Genomic DNA, 17676 nt, shown 5'->3' with positions numbered 1-17676 from the left:
CCCCTGCTATATTACTCAGCACTAAATTGACCGAATTACGCCACCATCAACCCGCACAGCCGCACCATTTGTAGCCGACGCAAGTGGACTGGAAAGGTAAGCTACAAGTGTGGCGACTTCTTCGTTAGTTGCAAAGCGTTGGATAAGAGAACTAGGACGTACTTTTTGAAAAAATTCCGCCTCAACTTCGCTGGCGCTGAGTCCCTTTTCTTTTCCCATTTGGCTGATAAATTCCTCAACGCCTTCTGAACGTGTAGGCCCTGGTAGCACAGAATTTACTGTCACGGCTGAACCAACAGTCATTTCTGCTAAACCCCTAGCAAGAGAAACTTGAGCCGTTTTCGTCACACCATAGTGAATCATTTCTACAGGTATTTGAAAACCAGACTCGCTGGAGATAAAAATTATTCGTCCCCAGTTTTGTGCCAACATCTTTTGCAGATATTTGCGACTTAAACGCACTCCGCTAAGTACATTCACTTCCAATATATGCAGCCAATCTTCATCAGTAATCTCAAAAAATCCTTTCGGTTCGTAAATTCCCAGATTATTAATCAGGATATCAACTTGCGGAACTTGGGCAAAAACTTCCTCAACTCCAGCTTTTGTCGCTAAATCGGCAACAATACCCGTAACTTTTGCATTAGGAGTGGTTTGCTTAATCTTGTCAATCGCCTGAGTGACTCGTTGTTCACTGCGACCATTGACAATTACTGCTGCACCTTCTTGTGCTAAAGTTTGAGCGATCGCAAAACCAATACCTGTGGTCGAACCACTAACCAACGCCGACTTATTATCTAATTTCAAATCCATATTTTTTCCCCTCTATAGGCAAAGTGTTAAGTGCTGAGGGTGGAGTACTAAGTCAGAATTCTACCCTACACCCAACCCCTACACTCACACTCTTACACCCCTACATCACCACACTCCTGCCTTTTATTCCTGTGGAATATGCTGTGCTAAAGTCTTAGTTAATGTAGATTTCGGCACTGCCCCAACCACCGTATCTACTTGCCGCCCATCCTTAAAAATCATGAGTGTGGGTATGGTGCGAATTCCATAATGACTGGCAACAGTAGGATTTTGATCGGTGTTCACCTTTACTACTTTTACCTGTCCTTCGTATTCGCTGGCAACTTCATCGACTACTGGCGCAACCATCCGACAAGGGCCACACCAAGGAGCCCAAAAATCTACTAAAACTGGAACTTCACTTTCTAAAACTTCTGGCTTGAACGTGGCTTCTGTAACATTTGTAACGGATGACATAGTTGCCTTCCTGTTTTAATTCGTTTATTCGATTTTATCGAATAATTAAAATATACGCTAGTTTAAGAGATAATACAAGTATGAGATTTTTATATCATCCAGACAGAAAAGATATATCGTTACCGGCGGTGTTGTATGCCTTGGGTGACCCAGTGCGGCTAGAGATTGTGAGGCTGTTAGCGAGTAAAGGGGAGCAATGCTGTGCGGATTTTGATTTTGCGATCGCTAAGTCTACTATGTCCAACCACTTCAAGATTCTGAGAGAGTCAGGAGTCGTTTTGACTCATAAAGAAGGAACCCAGCACATTAATCAATTGCGGCGCGAAGATTTAGAATTATTATTTCCTGGTTTATTAGAAGCAGTATTGCGATCGGCTCAACCATTGTTGTTTCAAAAATCAATGGCCAAGAGTCAATAGTCATTTGTCGTTTGTCCTTGGTCATTCAAGTCCCTACTCCCTTTCACCCTATGTCATCATAGTTAAGGTTGAGCAATTCTGGAGATAAGACCACGGTTTACGCACGTCCCTTAGCACGGTTAATTGAGCAGTTGCAACGCCTACCAGGAGTTGGCCCCAAATCAGCCCAGCGACTGGCTCTGCACATTTTAAAGCGCCCAGAAGCAGAAGTAGAAGCTCTGGCGCAAGCCTTGGTTGATGCCAAAAAGCAAGTAGGCTTATGTTCAGTCTGCTTTCACTTATCTGCGGAACCAGTTTGTGAAATCTGCCGCAACCCTAACCGGGACAATCAAACTATCTGCGTTGTCGCTGATTCCCGCGATGTGATTGCCCTGGAAAAAACCCGCGAATACAAAGGTAAATATCATGTTTTGGGCGGAGTAATTTCGCCGATGGATGGAATTGGCCCAGAACAGTTGAATCTCCAACCCTTAGTGCGGCGGGTGAGTCAGCAAAAACCCCAAGAAGTGATTTTAGCAATTAGTCCCAGCGTAGAAGGGGAAACCACCACACTATATATAGGTCAACTACTAAAACCTTTTACAAAAGTGACACGCATTGCCTTTGGCTTACCTGTAGGCGGAGATTTAGAATACGCCGACGAAGTAACCTTAGCCAGAGCCTTAGAAGGACGGCGGGAGTTAGATTGAGGTTTGGAACTTGTAGAAAATAAAGAAAACAAATTATCCAATTTTCGAGAGAAGGTATTTTTTTCCCCCTGCACCCTGCCTACACAGTCCAGGACTATTGACTATTAGCCAAAAGTTGATTCCAAGCTGTAATTACTTGCTGTAAATCTTGAGGCAAGTTGCTTTGAGAAATATCGTTATACTGCACAGTACCCTGTCTGCTGGTAAGAGTGTAGGTAATAAAATCGGCTGCACCCCTGGGCGCGGGATAACTGCGGTTGTCAAATTCCTTGCGGGTACGTTTGAGTAAATTTTGAAATTGTCGCAGTTGTCGGCGCGAAGTTTGTTTGACGCTGCGTTCAGAATCATTCGCATCACCAATACGCACCCGAATCAAGCGACCATCATTGAGTAATACTGTTTGGTAGGTTCTCCCAGCAAAACCACCACTAGAAATTTGGCGGAAGACTACACCTTGATCTAAAGGTGGAGGTAATTCATTGGCGGGAATGGGAATTGATTTGGCTGTGTTAGTTTGGTTCTCCCCTGAAGCTAAACGCAAAGAACGCCCATTATTATTAGTGTGATAAGTCCATTTCTGCTCACCATTTGATACCACAACCAACCAACCAGGAACTAATGCTTGAGTGCAGAATTCATTCGGTTGTGGTAAATCCAAACAACCATTACGCCAAGTCTTACGACTATAGTTAATAACTTGCAGTTCTCTAGTAGATATACCATTTCTACTCACTACATCTTTAAACACTGCGTTAGTCACTAAAGTAGGTAAGCCATTAGATTGATTTTTATTTGCGTAAACTTCATTTGTAGTTGTTGCCGAAAAACTAGCTGGATTCGCTGTGGCACTTTTAATCAGCGTTAGCCCACTCCCAACAGACAAAATACTAGTCAAAACTAAGGCTGTCAAAATTCTCGCTTGATTGGCAATATGTTGATTTTTTCGCATATTTTCCCTAAATAAAATGCCTTTTTTGTGAATATTTAAAGCATTAAAAACCAATATTTTAGTAATTAATGACAATAAAATACTCAGTTCCAAATTATATAAATTTGGAATTGTTAAAAAGCTTGTCATCAAAAGCAGACATAAGCAGAGACGCAGGTATAGTGATACTTTGTTCCTTAATCTTTACTCAAATTTCACAAAATCAGAAACACTTCGATTACTTATGTCAATTAAGGCGTTACTGATTAGCAGGATGTTTTTTTGTTTCACGAAAAAAACGCAAAAAAAACTTTACTGTGCTGAAATAGCAAGATTTTATACGTAACCTAAGATTATTGGTATTTGACTGAAATCTAGTATAGAGAAGCCTAAAACGTATTTTTTAATCTCAGTATTTTTGGAAAATTAATAAAATTTTCTTTTTTTAACGTTTATATCGGTCAATATAAACATTTATTACGGAATCCTTTGATACCAATTTTTAGTAAGTAATATTGTCGTTTTACCCCCCGTTATCCAAGGGTAATTACTTAGATTAACCTGACATAGAAGCATCTAATTTTATTATTTTATGGGAGATAAATATCAATAGCTATTCAAGCTAATTCAGAACTTGTAACAGACAAAGAAAATGACTGCGGACAACAATTGAGTAAGCATTTTCATTCTTCTTGCTAACACTCGTCATAGTGGCATTAATATGGCAAAAATAGGATTACTAATCGGTGTTGATGAATACGAACCTGGATTAAATCCTCTTCCAGCAGCAGGGAAAGATATTGAAGCATTACGTCGAGTTTTACAAGATCCTGAGATGGGAGATTTTCAAGAGCTAAAAAGCTTAAAAAATCCTGATCCTCAGATAATGCAATATGAAATTGAAGCACTTTTCTCAGAGCGAACAAAAGAAGATTTAATCCTTTTGTATTTTTCCGGTCATGGTATTAAAGATGATGCGGGTAACTTATATTTTGCAACCCGCGCAACCAAGAAAAACTCAAAAGGAGAATTAGTTAGGTCTACAGCAGTTCCAGCTCATTTTATCCATGAAGTCATGAAACGCAGTCGTGCCAAACGTCAGGTAATTATCTTAGATTGCTGTTTTAGTGGAGCATTCGACCCAATTTTATATGCAAAGAATGATAATTCTATTGATTTACAAGGACAACTAGGTTCAGAAGGGCGTGTGGTTCTTGCATCTTCTAGTTCTACTGAATATTCTTTTGAACAAGAAGGGTCAGAACTATCTGTTTATACTCGTTATTTAATAGAAGGTATCGAAACAGGAGCTGGGGATCTAAATAGAGATGGACAAATATCAATCTTAGAACTCCATGAATATGCTAGTTGTAAGATACAAGAATTCTTACCGAATCTCAACCCTAAAATTATTGTTATGCGAGATAAGGGTTTTGAAATTATTTTAGCAAAAGCCAAATGTCATCCTCCCCATGTTTTGGAAACAACTCATAGTAAAATTAAAATTGGAGAGATTAAATTAGAATATTCTAGTAAAATTAATAATGATAGGTACTATAATCCTATTCCCAGTCTATTACAGCCGTTTGAGTCATTTATTAGTAGGTTAATTACTAAATTAGATGAATTTTCGGAGAGACTTTTATCTAAGTACAAAGAAGAAACCCCTGTAATTCAAAATTTTATTCTAGAAATTATCAGATTAACTTCTGATGCCGACCTAGTGTTTGTCATGAGTCGTGCTAACCATCAAAATGTTTGGGATATTAAAGCCCAAAGCAATTTTAGTGAAGTTATTGATGATGATGATTATGCTGAGATTATTAAAAATAAAATTCTGGCTAATCTTCCTATCAACTCTATATTTACTCCAGACCATCAGGGAATTTATAGAATCCATTATGATGAACAAGCATCAGTATCTAAAGCCTTTATATTGATACCTTTAGATACATTAGATAATGAATTTATTTTAATCTGTGGTTTACTGCGAGATTCTTACTTACTCAGTGATGCTTACTGTACGATTATCTCTAGTTTCTATTTATCTAGTCAGAAATTCTATCTCCAATCCGCCAGAGTAGAAGCGTCAATTCTGGATAACTTAAAAAAAGTATATGGTTTTGTCCCAATTTCTTTTTATGAGAAAAGATTTAGTCTTTTCTGTGAGCGTCTTGCTAAAATTATTATCTATTTTGAGCCAATTTTTGATTTAGATACATTTTCAATTAGTGGCTGGGAAGCTTTAGCTCGTGACCCAGATAGTTTAACTGCGCCTGTAGATTTATTCTATGCTGCTGAGTTATGGGGACGTAAATTTACTATAGAGTTAGATAAATTTCTCCTCAATTTAGCGGCTGATAGTTACAGAAAAGCATTGATAAAAGCAAAACAAAATCGAGCCTATGAAATACTTCCTTTATCTGTGAATGTATATCCAGAATCTTTGATGCGAACGGCTTATTTTGACGCTGTGCGTGAAATTGTTAAAGAAGGAAAAAGCAATCAAATTCCAGCGAGAAAACTAATTTTGGAAATTTCCGAAAAAGCTGATTTACCTATGTATCAGGATGGAGTCAAACTGCTATCGCCATTAGATACATTTAAATTGAGATTATCTAAATATGTCCAAGAGTTAAAAATTAAATTTGGAATTGATGATTTTGGTGTAGGTTATGCTTCAGTTTCTCGATTAGCTGGACTGAACCCGCCTTATGTCAAAATTGATCGAGAAATTCTGCATCGTGAACCAGTGAATGTAATTATCAATTTTGTCCAACAAATAGTTTCATCCACAAATCCGCTAAATCCAGCCAGTATCATTGTTGAGGGATTAGATAAAACTTCACCAGTAAAATTATGTCAATTGAGAAAGTTAGATATTAGCTATGTACAAGGTCATTTAATTGGCAAAGCAGAACCGGGAATTTATCGTTTATCTCAAGAAAAAAGTGAGTTTTTGCGAGAACAAATTTTTGCGGAATAACTCATGTAATACTCAACTTTGTTACGCCCGTAGAACTTGATTTTCAACTGATTCAGGGTTATTAACATCAAACCTAATAGTAGTAGCCGCCCAGTTTTTTAAATCTGGTGCTAACCAAACTAGCTGACTGAGAACTTCATCATTAACCCACAGTACTACGGGGAAATGCAGATTTTTGCGAAACTCATCGCGCATGAGATTAGTGCTAATTAGCAGTTGTGGAATGGCTACGACTGATTCTAAACCATGCACGATCAAAGCTTGAGGATGAGAAAGACCAATATTATTAGTAATTGTCGTATAAAGTGTTTCATCTGTAGGTGACAAGATGAGTTCTTGGATGGCTACCGATGACAATTCTTTTAAAAATTTCAATATCTGCTGTCGTTTAGAGATAGAGTCACAACAAACGAGGATCAAAGAAAATTCTCCAGCAGCAACCTTAATCGCCCTTGCTAACCTCTCTGCGGCGGCTGCATTATTTTCTAAGCTTTCTGGTGAATTACTAGTAGTATTCATTACATACACTGCACTTGATATTCAAAATAGCTAGTTTTTATAGTAATTTTACTTAATCTAAGGTTGTTTATATTACAATTTTTAGGTTGAAAGTAGGCGGATATTTTTGCTGATAATAAATAGCATAATCCTAAAAGTCCAAGATTAGGGAAAAAAATTAAGATTTGTATACAGATGATAGATGTGGTTTTATGTAACTATAGTTACAATGTCATGAAAGCGAGACAGAACTAATATTGTGTTTGGTGAAAGACTTATTATTAAATGGGGCAATGGAGACAGGGAAGATAGAGAAACTTACCTTGTTTCCTCTTCCCATACACATTAAGTATTTTGTACTTTGCTTTAGCAGGTGAGCAAGCAACTTCTATTGAGGTATACCAGTCAATTGTCCATGTTTTCTGTTGTTTGTAACCAAGTATGAAAAGATTTCTCAAGCGGTGTGTTGAGGTAGTTGTTTGGAATTGGGGTCAAAGTCGCAAACAGGCTTTCTTTGGCGTTATGGTTGTTCTCAGTACGATCGCTACATTCCTACTTTCGTTTCCCATTGCGGCGCAGAATTTGCCAGCAACTTCAGAATTAAGGGGAGTATGGTTAACTAATATTGATAGTAATGTGTTGTTTGAACGCAATCGTCTGAACAATGCTTTGCAAAGGCTGGATGAATTAAACTTTAATACTGTTTATCCGGCGGTGTGGAATTGGGGGTATACATTATATCCCAGCAAAGTAGCCGCTAAAGTTATTGGGCGATCGCTTGATCCCACCCCAGGATTGCAAGGCCGCGATATGCTCAAAGAAATTGTTGATACAGGACATAAACAAGGGTTGACGGTGATTCCTTGGTTTGAATTTGGTTTTATGGCTCCTGCTGATTCTTTATTAGCCAAAAACCGTCCCCAGTGGCTGACAAATCGCAGCAACGGTACAAAAATTGTCAAAGAAGGTATACACGATAGAGTTTGGCTAAATCCCTTCCACCCCGATGTTCAGAAATTTATTCAAGATTTAATCGTAGAAATTGTTCGCAACTATGACATTGATGGGATTCAATTTGATGACCATTTTGGCTTGCCTTCGGAGTTAGGCTACGATGCTTATACAGTTGCACTTTATAAAAAAGAACATGGTGGCAAAGCACCCTCGAAAAATTCCAAAGATCCAGAATGGGTGCGTTGGCGAGCAAATAAAATCACCGACTTTATGAAGCGGGTATTTACAGCGATTAAAACCACGAAAAAGAATTGTTTAGTGTCTGTTGCACCTAATCCTCAACGTTTTTCTTACGAATATTTTTTAGCCGACTGGCAAAAATGGGAACGTTTGGGATTGGTGGAAGAATTGGTTTTGCAGATATATCGAGATGACTTGAATGTATTTATCAAAGAATTAGAGTATCCAGAAGTGAAAGCCGCACGCAGTCATATTCCTGTAAGTATAGGAATTATAACTGGATTAAAGAACAAAAACATACCCATTACCCAAATTCAAACTCAGGTACAGAAAGTGCGCGATCGCAACTTTGCTGGTGTCTCCTTCTTTTTCTATGAAACTTTGTGGAACTTAAGCAAAGAATCAGCCGCAGTGCGTCAAGCCGGCTTACAAAAAATGTTCCCCACACCCGCAAATTATCCAAATTTATTGGCAGGTTGGAATAAGGCTGTCAAAGGTCAATAATCATTATTTTCACACCCTTACACCCTTAATCATAAGCCTTGATATTAAACTTCAGCAAAAGTAGCTGGATAAACAACCTTTCCCGTATACTTTTGCTGATAGTTTTGTAGTGGTTTCACCATAAAAACATCATCTGGTACGGGAAAAGGAGACTCGATTTGATAAATAACAGAAGGCTGAAAACCAAAGCGATTATAGAAGTGGGGATGACCTAATACAATTACTAAAACTTCTCCTCTGTCATTGACAATTTTTAATCCTGCTTCTACTAAGGCGCTGCCAATACCTTGTCTTTGAAACTGGGGATGAACTGCCAAAGGTGCTAAACCAATTACCTGGAGTTTTTCTGTATTTACTAGGTCAATATAGCTAAATAAAATATGACCAACTATGACATTATCTATCTCAGCGACTAATGAAAGTTCGGGAATATAGTGGTCTGAAAGACGAATTTTATCTATTAGGTTAGCCTCATTGTCTTGTCCAAAGGCTAATCTATTTACATCAGCTATTGCTGGGTAGTCTAAAACAGTTTCATAGCGAATGTTGAGCATTGTAAAACCAATTTACAAAAATTGGGTGATGAGGAAGCTAGATTATTTTAATCACAATTTTTACACATCTTAATCACCTTTCAAGGGTCTGACAGGTGTAGTATTTTTACATTCTGCCCCACAAGAATTGATTTGGGGTGTCACTTGCTTCCACATTTTCATCATATTGGGAGCGATAAATACTGATTTTAAGCTTCCCGCGGAGAAAATTTAATATCATGTAATGTGTTATTCAAGATTCATACCTATTCCATCCTTAACGCAATTATTTACCTATGCAGACATACAAACCATCGGTTAGCTTAATCAGGGCTACATCTTACGAAAGCGGGGCTTTACGGGAATCGTTAACCACTTTGCTAAAACCCCAGGGAGGAATCACAGCTTTTGTCAAACCAGGACAAAAGGTATTACTCAAACCGAATCTTCTCACAGGCGCACGCCCGACGAAAGAATGTACTACTCGCCCAGAACTGGTTTACGAAGTTGCCAAAATGGTTATCGAAGCTGGCGGTAAACCCTTTTTGGGGGATAGTCCCGCTTTTGGGAGTGCTAAAGGAGTCGCCATTGCCAATGGTTATCAATCTTTTATCCAAGAACTCAATCTTCCCATCGTTGAATTTCATGGTCAGCGTTACCAGACAGTCAGCGAAAATTTCAACCACCTGCTACTGTGTAAAGAGGCGATGGAAGCGGATGTCATTATTAATTTGCCCAAAGTTAAATCACACATGCAATTAACTTTAACCTTGGGTGTGAAAAATTTATTTGGTTGCGTTCCCGGTAAAATGAAAGCTTGGTGGCACATGGAAGCCGGGAAAGATGCTAACCGTTTTGGAGAAATGTTAGTAGAAACGGCTAAAGCAATTAAACCCGATTTAACTATTTTAGACGGCATTATTGGTCATGAAGGTAATGGCCCTAGTGGTGGGGAATCTCGGAATTTAGGAATTTTAGCCGCCGCATCCGATGTGTTTGCTTTAGATAGGGCTATGGTAGAAATTCTCAATGTTTCACCCCAGCAAGTTCCGACTGTTGTTGCTTCCCAAAGGTTAGGGGTTTGTCCCGAACTAGATAAAATTGAATTTCCGCTGTTACATCCTGATGTATTACAAATCTCTGATTGGCGCTTACCTGATAAGTTAATGCCAATTGATTTTGCTATGCCCCGTGTGATCAAATCTACCTTTAAACATCTTTACATTCGGTTTATCCAAGAACCGATGAATACATATAGCAGAGGTTAGTTTAAATAAGCAATTTTAGAGAATAAGTAACTGCAAAGTCAGCTACAGCAACCACTAAGCTCAAAGATTAAGCTTTAATTACCCTCCGATTGCTTAACCAGACAACCGCCATTATCTATTGGCGGTTTTTTATGTCAGCAATTTGTCAGCAAAATTTAATTATTTGTTAATCAAGAGATCCCCGACTTCTGCCAGAAGTCAGGGATCTAAAACTTTATTCTCAAGGTATTTTTACTCTACCTATGTATAGATTGACAAACCCAAAGTAATGTTACATAACACTAGTATAGTGAATTAACAAGTCGGTTTTTCGTGCGATCGCTGAATTTACTCTTGCTAAATAAGTGAATCTATCTATGCTGATTGGGAGCGTTTTTTATCTAGTTATTTACTAATGATGCAGTTGCTTGTGACGCTGGGTTTGATAATAAAAAGTATCAAAATATTCAGTGAGATTTCGGTAGACATTACTAATGAGTAAAATCATCTAAACCTGTGAAACCAGCTTATCTAGAGTATTTTCAGATGTTATAATCTCAACAATTGTTTTAAGATAATTTATCAATTTATATCGGTACAAAATAAAAAATGTATTTTTTGATGCAATTTATTAACCTTTACTTAACCAAAAGTTGGCAAATTTTTGCAAGGAATCGTAACATATTAGTCACTTAGATAATTCCGAAATGTTTTTCTGTAACTTTGTATCAATCTTGTCGGAGATAAAATTATTGTTATGACACCAGCCAAACTGGTTGACTTTTTTGACTGCTACACAGTAGTCAGTAAAAAATCGTTAAAATGGCATCAAGACTCTCTTTGAGAGAAAAATTATTCAGTGAGTTGAAGAATTTCAAATTTGTATGGATTCAAATAGTCAGTCTGCAAACACTACCGATACATATTCCCATCGTTTGGCAGACTTTGTGGGAACCGCGATCGCACTGTTAACCTTAACCCTACCTCTATTTGTCATCGCCCATTATTCCTCTAATGATGTAGCCCCAAATAATCAACAATCCCTGACATATCAACTACACAAACGCTCAGAATAGTTTCTCTATCTAGCTTTGAGAACTCAATTGTGTAGTAATCTGCCATAAAATTCAGAAAAAGCGTCGCTAGTTTTTCTAGTGGCGCTTTTTCTAGTCACAACTGACGGATGAATACGAAAAATAAAGAGTTTGGGAAAATATTTAAGTATTCAAAACCTCTACACCCAGTCTTAATACTGTGTCTCCGCGAAAATGGATCAAGTCGTGCTGAGGTTATATATCGGAAGTTGGGGTTTAGTCTGGCATGATTCTCTCCTACGGCCAATGAAAGCTGCTTTTTAGATAGCTAAATTGAGAACGTGAATCAGCTAAAAGTTTTTACGGACTGTAAAAGTCAAAAACTATAGTTCATGACCAGGAGCAATATTATGTCAGATACCAGTAAACGTGGCTTTGCTTCTATGGATGAAGATAAGCAACGCGAAATCGCCAGCAAGGGTGGACACGCTGCTCATGAAAAAGGTACCGCTCACGAATTTACTTCTGAAGAAGCGCGTGAAGCTGGACGTAAAGGAGGCGAAACCGTCAGTAAAGATAGAGAACACATGGCCGAAATTGGTCGTGAAGGTGGAAAACAGTCTCACGGTGGCGGTCGCAAAAAACAAAAAGATAACGCTGACGATATTGAAGATTCCGACGATACTGAATCAAAAGGCACTCAAGGCGGGAGTAGAGAGCAGCACGCTGAAGCTGGTCGCCAAAGTCACAAGAACACCAATAAGGATAAATAATCGGAATTGATGTCTGTTGACATGGGTCTAGGGATCAGGACTAACTCACAAAGCTTGTCTGTTAGGACTGGGTGAAGGGGTATAAAGGTTTTGAATGCTTGTACCCTTATCCCCCTTCACTCTTTGAAAATTTTATTGATAAACATAAGTCAGGTAATAAGAAATACTAAAAGCAAATATTACTAAGATCACAGGAATTAAATGGTTGAACTCTAACTTACGTTTCTTGAATATTTGCCAACAAGATATAGGAATTACCAAAGGCCAAAATATAGTTGTAATTAAAGATACAAGCAAAGACAAAAATTTCTCTTCTGGAGAAGATGCTGGATGACGTAGAGAGAATCTCAGCCAGTTGCCGAAAAAATAGCAGGTCATCAAAAGATAAGTAATGAATAACGTTACAGTTACTGGCATTTGATTCATAATTCATTCCTGACTTCCGCTATGCAAGTTTTTGTTAATGAATTATTAGTTTTGCAGATTCTATGATCATATTTTGTAGCGGGGAGAAAATAGATAAAACAGTAATTACACTTAATGCGAAAAAATTTGAGGAAGTAGGTTGTTACAAATAAAGCTAACTAGTTAAGGCTGTCATTTAACAAACACATTTTTCTTATTTGGCTAAAAACCTTGCTATATAAGGCTCATAAAATGTGTTTGTGAGCAGATACAAGGTGAGGCTGAATTTAAGGGTGTAGTAAAAAGACGCGCAAAATATCGCGTTAACTTAGTGCATCTTTAACGCCTATCCACCCAGTGATTTTTTTGTATGTACTGACGTAACTTGTAACAGGAAGATTTTCTGTCCGTTCAGGGTTACTAGGTATTTCTTCTCTGATAACTTCTTCTAACACACTAGGACGCTGACAACTTAATACAGGCATATCTTGCCAACAGTGGCGACAAAACCAGGTGATTTCCGAACCACGCACATGTTGTAAAAGTACTTCCGAACAGCAAGGACAGTAATTCATATTTTTCTACAACTAATTGATATAAAGGGTTTTAAAATGAAGACAGTCACTTGCTTTAACTTTTGTCATTCAAATAACTGTCTACATCTACGAGGATAGTTATGAAATATAAGAATGTTGTGAGGAAAATAATATTAATCAATTATTCGTAATATTTATACAACCTAGTTTCAGTAATAACCTCAGTTTTTTATGAATAAAGTTTACAATTCTTAGATACAGTGATCTGTTCGGATTTTTGAAATCATCTGTAAGCAAAGCCGCCCAACAAACTGCTCACCGCAACGCACTGACTCGACTTGAGACGACTGGCGTAGTAGCAAGTAGGAAAGAGGTTTTTTGCGTAAGTCCTATTTTTCTTAAAAAAACGGCGATAGAATCTGTTCTATTGTTGAAGAACAAACTCTATCGCTGTATGGTTGCAATTAATTTTCTAGCTCTATCTTCTTGCATCAGAACGATTTTCTTCAGGAGGATTAGCAGGAACACCCAAAGCATCTTTTAATTTTTGTTCACTGACACCTAACTTCTGGGCGGCGGCGGCAAAGTCGGGGCGGGGCGGACGCTGACCTTGAGCGGGAGGATTAGCAGGAACACCCAAAGCCTTCTTTTAATTTTTGTTCGCTGACACCCAACTTCTGAGCGGCGGCGGCAAAATCGGGGCGGGTGGGCGTTGACCTTGGCCTTGCCCAGGAGGATTAGCTGGAACGCCTAAAGCCTCTTTTAATTTTTGTTCACTCACACCCAGCTTCTGGGCAGCGGCGGCAAAGTCAGGGCGGGGTGGGCGATGTCCTTCTGGTGGTTGGTCGGAAGGTTGTGAAGAAGCTTGAGCAATTTTATACGCTGGATTAGCTGCATTTACTTGATTTAAGGAAAATACACTGAATGTACCAGCGAGAATTGAAATTGTAGCTACGACTGCTGCTTGGTTGAGTTTCATAATTAGCCTCTAGAAAGTTAAGTTGTTGATGTTTTTTATTTAACCGAGTAAAAATTACAGTTCGCCCTGATTGTGGATTACATTTTTGTAATTTTCGTGTATGGTCTTTTGCTGAAATTACGCCATTTGCAGTCCAACATCAAAGCAGGCGGTGTAACCTTGTCCACTGGTTTTCAGCTTGAGTAGCATTTGTTCGCCACCATCTTGAAAAATTCCGTCATCAGCGTTCTTGATGATGCGCTGTCCTTTGCTGGCGTAAGGTGCTTGGGTGTAAATGCGATCGCTCATCGCATCATCAAAATATAATTGCGATGTAAACTCATATTTCTCTTGTGTACGCACCTTCAAGTGGATATGCACAGTTCTACCTTCATACCAACCAGGGTAAATAGTTGTGAACTGGACATTCCCTCGCGCGTCGGTGACTTGATAACCGCGCAAGAACTTTTTGCCCACAGTATTAAAACTTTGGTCTGCCACGTCAGAATAAACACCCAACGCATCACAGTGCCAAATATCGACCATTGCACCTGCAAGGGGCGTGCAGCCAGTACTTCCAACCAGAGAAATGTGCAGCGTTAATTGCAGAGGTACACCTTCTTTGATTGCACCATCGGTAGGATCAATGCGAATATCAGAGCGATTGAGTTTCTCATCCACAAAATACGGCCCTTCTGTTTGCTGTGGACTGAGAACACAACTAGGTGATGTTGCAGACGTGACTGTAGATGATACGGGAACAACTGCACTGATTTGTTCTTGTGTAGAAACAGACTTTCTTGGTATACATCCCACAACAAATATTGCAGTTCCGGCTGCTCTAAATAAAGCAAGTGCCTCTCTGCGATTTAATAGACGATTTTTGTTATTCATAAACAATTTATTGGCGCACATCGGCGGTTAAATATTCCAAAACTTACGCAAAAGTATGAAAAAACGTAGACGCGCAAGCGGCTTCCCGCAAGGAAGGACACGAAGTTAGGGGTTTGAGAGAGTGATTGTTTATCCCTCTGCACCCTGCTCTCTATCCACGTAATCTCAATTTTTGGTTGTTATTTTTACTATTTAAGTTTTGTTCAGAATTTGGGTTTTGAAGATTACGTCGAGGGAAACTATTTTTCGCTTGTTGAAGAATCTGACGACGTTTAATTTGTGTTTTTTTTATTCGTTCTTGGCTGTTCTATAATATCTGCATCACGACGAATATGAGCCTCAGCATTTGCCTAATTAGTTCCCACAAAACCCAATTTTACAATCATCAAAGGAATTACTACTATGGCTAATACTCTACGAATATTCATTAAAACTGACCTCAAAAATTGCTGTAACTGATATTTATAATTAAGTCACCTCAAAATGACAGAAAGATTATTTTCTTCATTACATTTTTGTAATTTGCGAAATTCTGAAGATTTGCAACAAGAGCAGTATAAATTACAGATTTGTAATTCTAATAACAAGAGGACAAATCTATAATGAAATCATCCTTGAATTAGAGAAGACTTGTGAACGTTCTGTTTGTCGAAGATGAAGCAAAAATTGCGAACTTCGTCCGGGCTGGACTGAAGGAGCAAGGATTTGTCGTAGACTATTGCGACAACGGTGATGAAGGATATCTGCGAGCAATTGATAATGAATACGATGCCATTATTCTTGACATTATGGTGCCAGGAAAAGATGGACTGTCGATTCTTAAACAACTGCGGCGAGAAGGACGGAATGCTCCGGTAATTTTGTTAACAGCGCGTAATGAATTAGACGATCGCCTGGCAGGATTAAACTTGGGAGCCGATGATTACATTGCTAAACCTTTTTTTGTGGAAGAATTAGCGGCGCGGATTCATGCAGTGGTGCGACGGAGTGGAGGCGATCGCCAAAATTTACTCACGGTTGGCTCAATCAAACTTGATCGCATCACGCGAGAAGTCACTTGCAATCAACGCGCCATCGAACTTACTAGCCGCGAGTTTAATCTGCTGGAATATCTGATGCGCTCTCCTGGACGAGTTTTTACCCGTACCCAAATCTTAGAACATATTTGGGGTTACGATTTTAACCCTAATACCAATGTTGTGGATGTGTGTATTCAGCGCATTCGCAAAAAAATTGAACCGATTGATGAAACAAATTGGATTGAAAGTATTCGCGGCGTTGGCTATCGGTTTCGCAAACCAGAGAATCCATCGTGAAACATCTGCGATCGTTTCGACTCCGAATTGCACTGTTATCTGCGGCTTTAGCTGGCACTACTTTAGTAGGTTTTGGTGCAATATCCTGGTTTCAGATTTACAATGCCAAAATCAGCCGCTTAGATTCAGAACTATTAAATCAGTTACTCCGCGCCAATCGTCCCCCAGAACTAGGAAAAGAACCTCCCCGTCCAGAATTTTTACCTGCTGGCTTGGGTACAAATACCAAGATGCCCTTCGCTTTACTGGTGCTGAATGCTGAGGGTAAAACAGTCTACGAATTTAACTCTTTATCTGCGGATACTGAGGTGAAAAATCTACTGGTGAAGCGTTTAGAGTTAGCACCTGCACCGCCAGATATTCCCCGACAAAGAAGACCTGTAATTTTTGGTACAAATCAGCCAGGACAACCACCACCGCGCCCAACTCCACCACAATTTTTTACGGAACACACCGCAAAAGAAACTTGGCGGATTGGTGCGCTGAAATTTCCGAATTCTCAGGTGGCGGTTGCTGTCAGCTTACAACCTGTGAATCAAGAAATGGCGAGTATCCGCTATATTTTCTTGGTGTTAATTCCGGGCGCTTTATTGCTAGTTGCGGCTGGGGCTTGGTTTGTTTCTGGTGGGGCGTTGCGTCCGATTCACGAGTTAACGGACGTAATTCAACGGGTAACAGTGCAAGGCTTAGATCAGCGTATTCCCACTGAGACAACAGATTTAGAATTTGTGGAACTCATTCAGGTGTTTAACCAAATGTTAGAACGTCTGGAACGCAGTTTTACCCAAGCTTCCCGCTTTAGTGCAGATGCAGCCCATGAACTGAAAACCCCATTAACTATTTTGCAAGGTGAATTAGAGCGATCGCTCCAACAAGTTGAGCCAGGAAGTGATGTACAGCAACGTTTAAGCAATTTGTTGGATGAAGTGCATCGCTTAAGTACAATTATGCGAAAACTCTTGCTGCTGTCTTTGGCAGATGCAGGCAAAATGGGCTTGTATCTGGTGGATGTCAATATGTCTGAGTTGTTATGGGAGATGATTGAAGATGTAGAATTGCTGGCTCCTCAATTGAATTTGCAAACAGATATTCCTGATAATTTGCGGGTAAAAGGCGATCGCGATTTACTTATGCAAGTTCTACAAAATCTGCTTAGTAACGCAATTAAATATAATTTTGCTGATGGCTGGATTAAGATTCACGCACATCAAACCCAAAAAACTCTCAAAATCACAGTTACCAATTCATCAAAAGATATTTTACCCAGCGATCGCGATCGGTTGTTTGAACGCTTTTATCGTGGTGATCCAGCCCGCACCCGGAAAGTAGAAGGTATTGGACTAGGACTCAGCCTCGCCCGTGAAATTGTCCGAGCGCACCGTGGTGAACTAGCCCTAGATTCTGTAACTTCTGGTCAAACAGGGTTTACTCTCACTTTACCAAGTGCATCATCTTGAATAGGACTCACGCAGAGAATGAAGAATGATTTCACA

19 protein-coding genes are annotated in these 17676 nt (G+C 39.2%); 9 read left to right on the top strand and 10 right to left on the bottom strand.

The genetic code is table 11. The features are described from left to right. Positions 1-21 precede the first annotated feature (21 nt). Together ACX27_RS16245 and trxA are read right to left on the bottom strand one after the other, a co-directional pair. Entirely contained in the window at positions 22-813 is a 792-nt protein-coding gene (locus ACX27_RS16245) for an SDR family NAD(P)-dependent oxidoreductase (RefSeq protein WP_062294360.1), read from the bottom strand. Positions 814-936: 123 nt separating this feature from the next. After that, a complete protein-coding gene (gene trxA / locus ACX27_RS16240) occupies positions 937-1269 on the bottom strand; it encodes a thioredoxin (RefSeq protein WP_062294357.1) in 333 nt (110 codons plus the stop codon). An 80-nt stretch (positions 1270-1349) separates the two neighbouring features. On the opposite strand from trxA, the gene ACX27_RS16235 reads away from it, so the two are divergent. Then, on the top strand, positions 1350-1688 hold the full coding sequence (locus tag ACX27_RS16235; protein ID WP_062294356.1) for an ArsR/SmtB family transcription factor: 339 nt from the start codon (positions 1350-1352) through the stop codon (positions 1686-1688). Between the two features lie 68 nt (positions 1689-1756). Beyond that, the gene (gene recR, locus ACX27_RS16230; RefSeq protein WP_062294354.1) at positions 1757-2377 is read left to right on the top strand and encodes a recombination mediator RecR; all 621 of its coding nucleotides are present in this window, start codon (positions 1757-1759) and stop codon (positions 2375-2377) included. 94 nt (positions 2378-2471) lie between these two features. Here recR and ACX27_RS16225 read toward each other — a convergent pair whose 3' ends face one another. After that, positions 2472-3326 (bottom strand): hypothetical protein, encoded by an 855-nt coding sequence (locus ACX27_RS16225; protein ID WP_062298376.1) that lies wholly within the window; start codon positions 3324-3326, stop codon positions 2472-2474. Positions 3327-4026: 700 nt separating this feature from the next. On the opposite strand from ACX27_RS16225, the gene ACX27_RS33925 reads away from it, so the two are divergent. Further along, complete coding sequence (locus tag ACX27_RS33925; protein WP_235526234.1) at positions 4027-6291, top strand: caspase, EACC1-associated type; 2265 nt, start codon at positions 4027-4029, stop codon at positions 6289-6291. A gap of 21 nt (positions 6292-6312) precedes the next feature. Here ACX27_RS33925 and ACX27_RS16215 read toward each other — a convergent pair whose 3' ends face one another. Further along, the gene (locus ACX27_RS16215; protein ID WP_062294352.1) at positions 6313-6810 is read right to left on the bottom strand and encodes a hypothetical protein; all 498 of its coding nucleotides are present in this window, start codon (positions 6808-6810) and stop codon (positions 6313-6315) included. Between the two features lie 420 nt (positions 6811-7230). On the opposite strand from ACX27_RS16215, the gene ACX27_RS16210 reads away from it, so the two are divergent. Continuing rightward, positions 7231-8487: a glycoside hydrolase family 10-like protein gene (locus ACX27_RS16210; protein ID WP_062294349.1), complete on the top strand. Its 1257-nt coding sequence runs from the start codon at positions 7231-7233 to the stop codon at positions 8485-8487. Positions 8488-8531: 44 nt separating this feature from the next. Here ACX27_RS16210 and ACX27_RS16205 read toward each other — a convergent pair whose 3' ends face one another. After that, complete coding sequence (locus tag ACX27_RS16205; RefSeq protein WP_062294348.1) at positions 8532-9041, bottom strand: GNAT family N-acetyltransferase; 510 nt, start codon at positions 9039-9041, stop codon at positions 8532-8534. 275 nt (positions 9042-9316) lie between these two features. Between ACX27_RS16205 and ACX27_RS16200 the strand changes: the two genes are divergently transcribed. From ACX27_RS16200 to ACX27_RS16190, 3 genes are all read left to right on the top strand, one after another. Continuing rightward, positions 9317-10288, top strand: coding sequence for an Npun_F2552 family protein (locus tag ACX27_RS16200; protein WP_062294347.1), 972 nt, complete (start codon positions 9317-9319; stop codon positions 10286-10288). Between the two features lie 863 nt (positions 10289-11151). After that, positions 11152-11343, top strand: a complete 192-nt coding sequence (locus tag ACX27_RS16195; protein ID WP_062294345.1) for a TLTLP motif-containing protein — start codon at positions 11152-11154, stop codon at positions 11341-11343. A gap of 368 nt (positions 11344-11711) precedes the next feature. Next, a complete protein-coding gene (locus tag ACX27_RS16190) occupies positions 11712-12074 on the top strand; it encodes a KGG domain-containing protein (RefSeq protein WP_062294343.1) in 363 nt (120 codons plus the stop codon). 132 nt (positions 12075-12206) lie between these two features. On the opposite strand, the gene ACX27_RS30965 is transcribed toward ACX27_RS16190, so the two are convergent. The 5 genes from ACX27_RS30965 to ACX27_RS16175 all read right to left on the bottom strand — a co-directional run bounded on the left by ACX27_RS30965 (position 12207) and on the right by ACX27_RS16175 (position 14867). Continuing rightward, entirely contained in the window at positions 12207-12500 is a 294-nt protein-coding gene (locus ACX27_RS30965; RefSeq protein WP_083468756.1) for a hypothetical protein, read from the bottom strand. 302 nt (positions 12501-12802) lie between these two features. After that, the gene (locus tag ACX27_RS16185; RefSeq protein WP_062294341.1) at positions 12803-13054 is read right to left on the bottom strand and encodes a hypothetical protein; all 252 of its coding nucleotides are present in this window, start codon (positions 13052-13054) and stop codon (positions 12803-12805) included. Positions 13055-13493: 439 nt separating this feature from the next. Further along, positions 13494-13655: a hypothetical protein gene (locus ACX27_RS33920; protein ID WP_235526233.1), complete on the bottom strand. Its 162-nt coding sequence runs from the start codon at positions 13653-13655 to the stop codon at positions 13494-13496. Between the two features lie 9 nt (positions 13656-13664). Next, the gene (locus ACX27_RS16180) at positions 13665-13994 is read right to left on the bottom strand and encodes a hypothetical protein (RefSeq protein ID WP_235526232.1); all 330 of its coding nucleotides are present in this window, start codon (positions 13992-13994) and stop codon (positions 13665-13667) included. A 117-nt stretch (positions 13995-14111) separates the two neighbouring features. Continuing rightward, positions 14112-14867, bottom strand: a complete 756-nt coding sequence (locus tag ACX27_RS16175) for an intradiol ring-cleavage dioxygenase (RefSeq protein ID WP_062294339.1) — start codon at positions 14865-14867, stop codon at positions 14112-14114. A gap of 632 nt (positions 14868-15499) precedes the next feature. Here ACX27_RS16175 and ACX27_RS16170 point away from each other — a divergent pair. Both ACX27_RS16170 and ACX27_RS16165 read left to right on the top strand, forming a co-directional pair. Then, on the top strand, positions 15500-16183 hold the full coding sequence (locus ACX27_RS16170) for a response regulator transcription factor (protein ID WP_062294337.1): 684 nt from the start codon (positions 15500-15502) through the stop codon (positions 16181-16183). Beyond that, positions 16180-17640: an ATP-binding protein gene (locus tag ACX27_RS16165; RefSeq protein WP_062294335.1), complete on the top strand. Its 1461-nt coding sequence runs from the start codon at positions 16180-16182 to the stop codon at positions 17638-17640. Before ACX27_RS16170 ends, ACX27_RS16165 begins: the two co-directional genes overlap by 4 nt. The last annotated feature ends 36 nt before the right edge of the window (positions 17641-17676 follow it).

This window comes from Nostoc piscinale CENA21, from assembly GCF_001298445.1.
GTDB classification, from domain to species: domain Bacteria; phylum Cyanobacteriota; class Cyanobacteriia; order Cyanobacteriales; family Nostocaceae; genus Nostoc_B; species Nostoc_B piscinale_A.
The sequence above is the reverse complement of the archived record's forward strand: the minus strand, read 5'-3'. Positions and strand labels throughout refer to the sequence as shown.

Bases quoted from the DNA above. Each gene is read 5' to 3' on its own strand.
- trxA (WP_062294357.1), bottom strand. From the start codon at position 1,269: ATGTCATCCGTTACAAATGTTACAGAAGCCACGTTCAAGCCAGAAGTT.
- ACX27_RS16245 (WP_062294360.1), bottom strand. From the start codon at position 813: ATGGATTTGAAATTAGATAATAAGTCGGCGTTGGTTAGTGGTTCGACC.
- ACX27_RS30965 (WP_083468756.1), bottom strand. From the start codon at position 12,500: ATGAATCAAATGCCAGTAACTGTAACGTTATTCATTACTTATCTTTTG.
- ACX27_RS16210 (WP_062294349.1), top strand. From the start codon at position 7,231: ATGAAAAGATTTCTCAAGCGGTGTGTTGAGGTAGTTGTTTGGAATTGG.
- ACX27_RS33925 (WP_235526234.1), top strand. From the start codon at position 4,027: ATGGCAAAAATAGGATTACTAATCGGTGTTGATGAATACGAACCTGGA.
- ACX27_RS16235 (WP_062294356.1), top strand. From the start codon at position 1,350: ATGAGATTTTTATATCATCCAGACAGAAAAGATATATCGTTACCGGCG.
- ACX27_RS16195 (WP_062294345.1), top strand. From the start codon at position 11,152: ATGGATTCAAATAGTCAGTCTGCAAACACTACCGATACATATTCCCAT.
- ACX27_RS16215 (WP_062294352.1), bottom strand. From the start codon at position 6,810: ATGAATACTACTAGTAATTCACCAGAAAGCTTAGAAAATAATGCAGCC.
- ACX27_RS16225 (WP_062298376.1), bottom strand. From the start codon at position 3,326: ATGCGAAAAAATCAACATATTGCCAATCAAGCGAGAATTTTGACAGCC.
- ACX27_RS16190 (WP_062294343.1), top strand. From the start codon at position 11,712: ATGTCAGATACCAGTAAACGTGGCTTTGCTTCTATGGATGAAGATAAG.
- ACX27_RS16175 (WP_062294339.1), bottom strand. From the start codon at position 14,867: ATGAATAACAAAAATCGTCTATTAAATCGCAGAGAGGCACTTGCTTTA.
- ACX27_RS16180 (WP_235526232.1), bottom strand. From the start codon at position 13,994: ATGAAACTCAACCAAGCAGCAGTCGTAGCTACAATTTCAATTCTCGCT.
- ACX27_RS16205 (WP_062294348.1), bottom strand. From the start codon at position 9,041: ATGCTCAACATTCGCTATGAAACTGTTTTAGACTACCCAGCAATAGCT.
- ACX27_RS16185 (WP_062294341.1), bottom strand. From the start codon at position 13,054: ATGAATTACTGTCCTTGCTGTTCGGAAGTACTTTTACAACATGTGCGT.
- ACX27_RS16200 (WP_062294347.1), top strand. From the start codon at position 9,317: ATGCAGACATACAAACCATCGGTTAGCTTAATCAGGGCTACATCTTAC.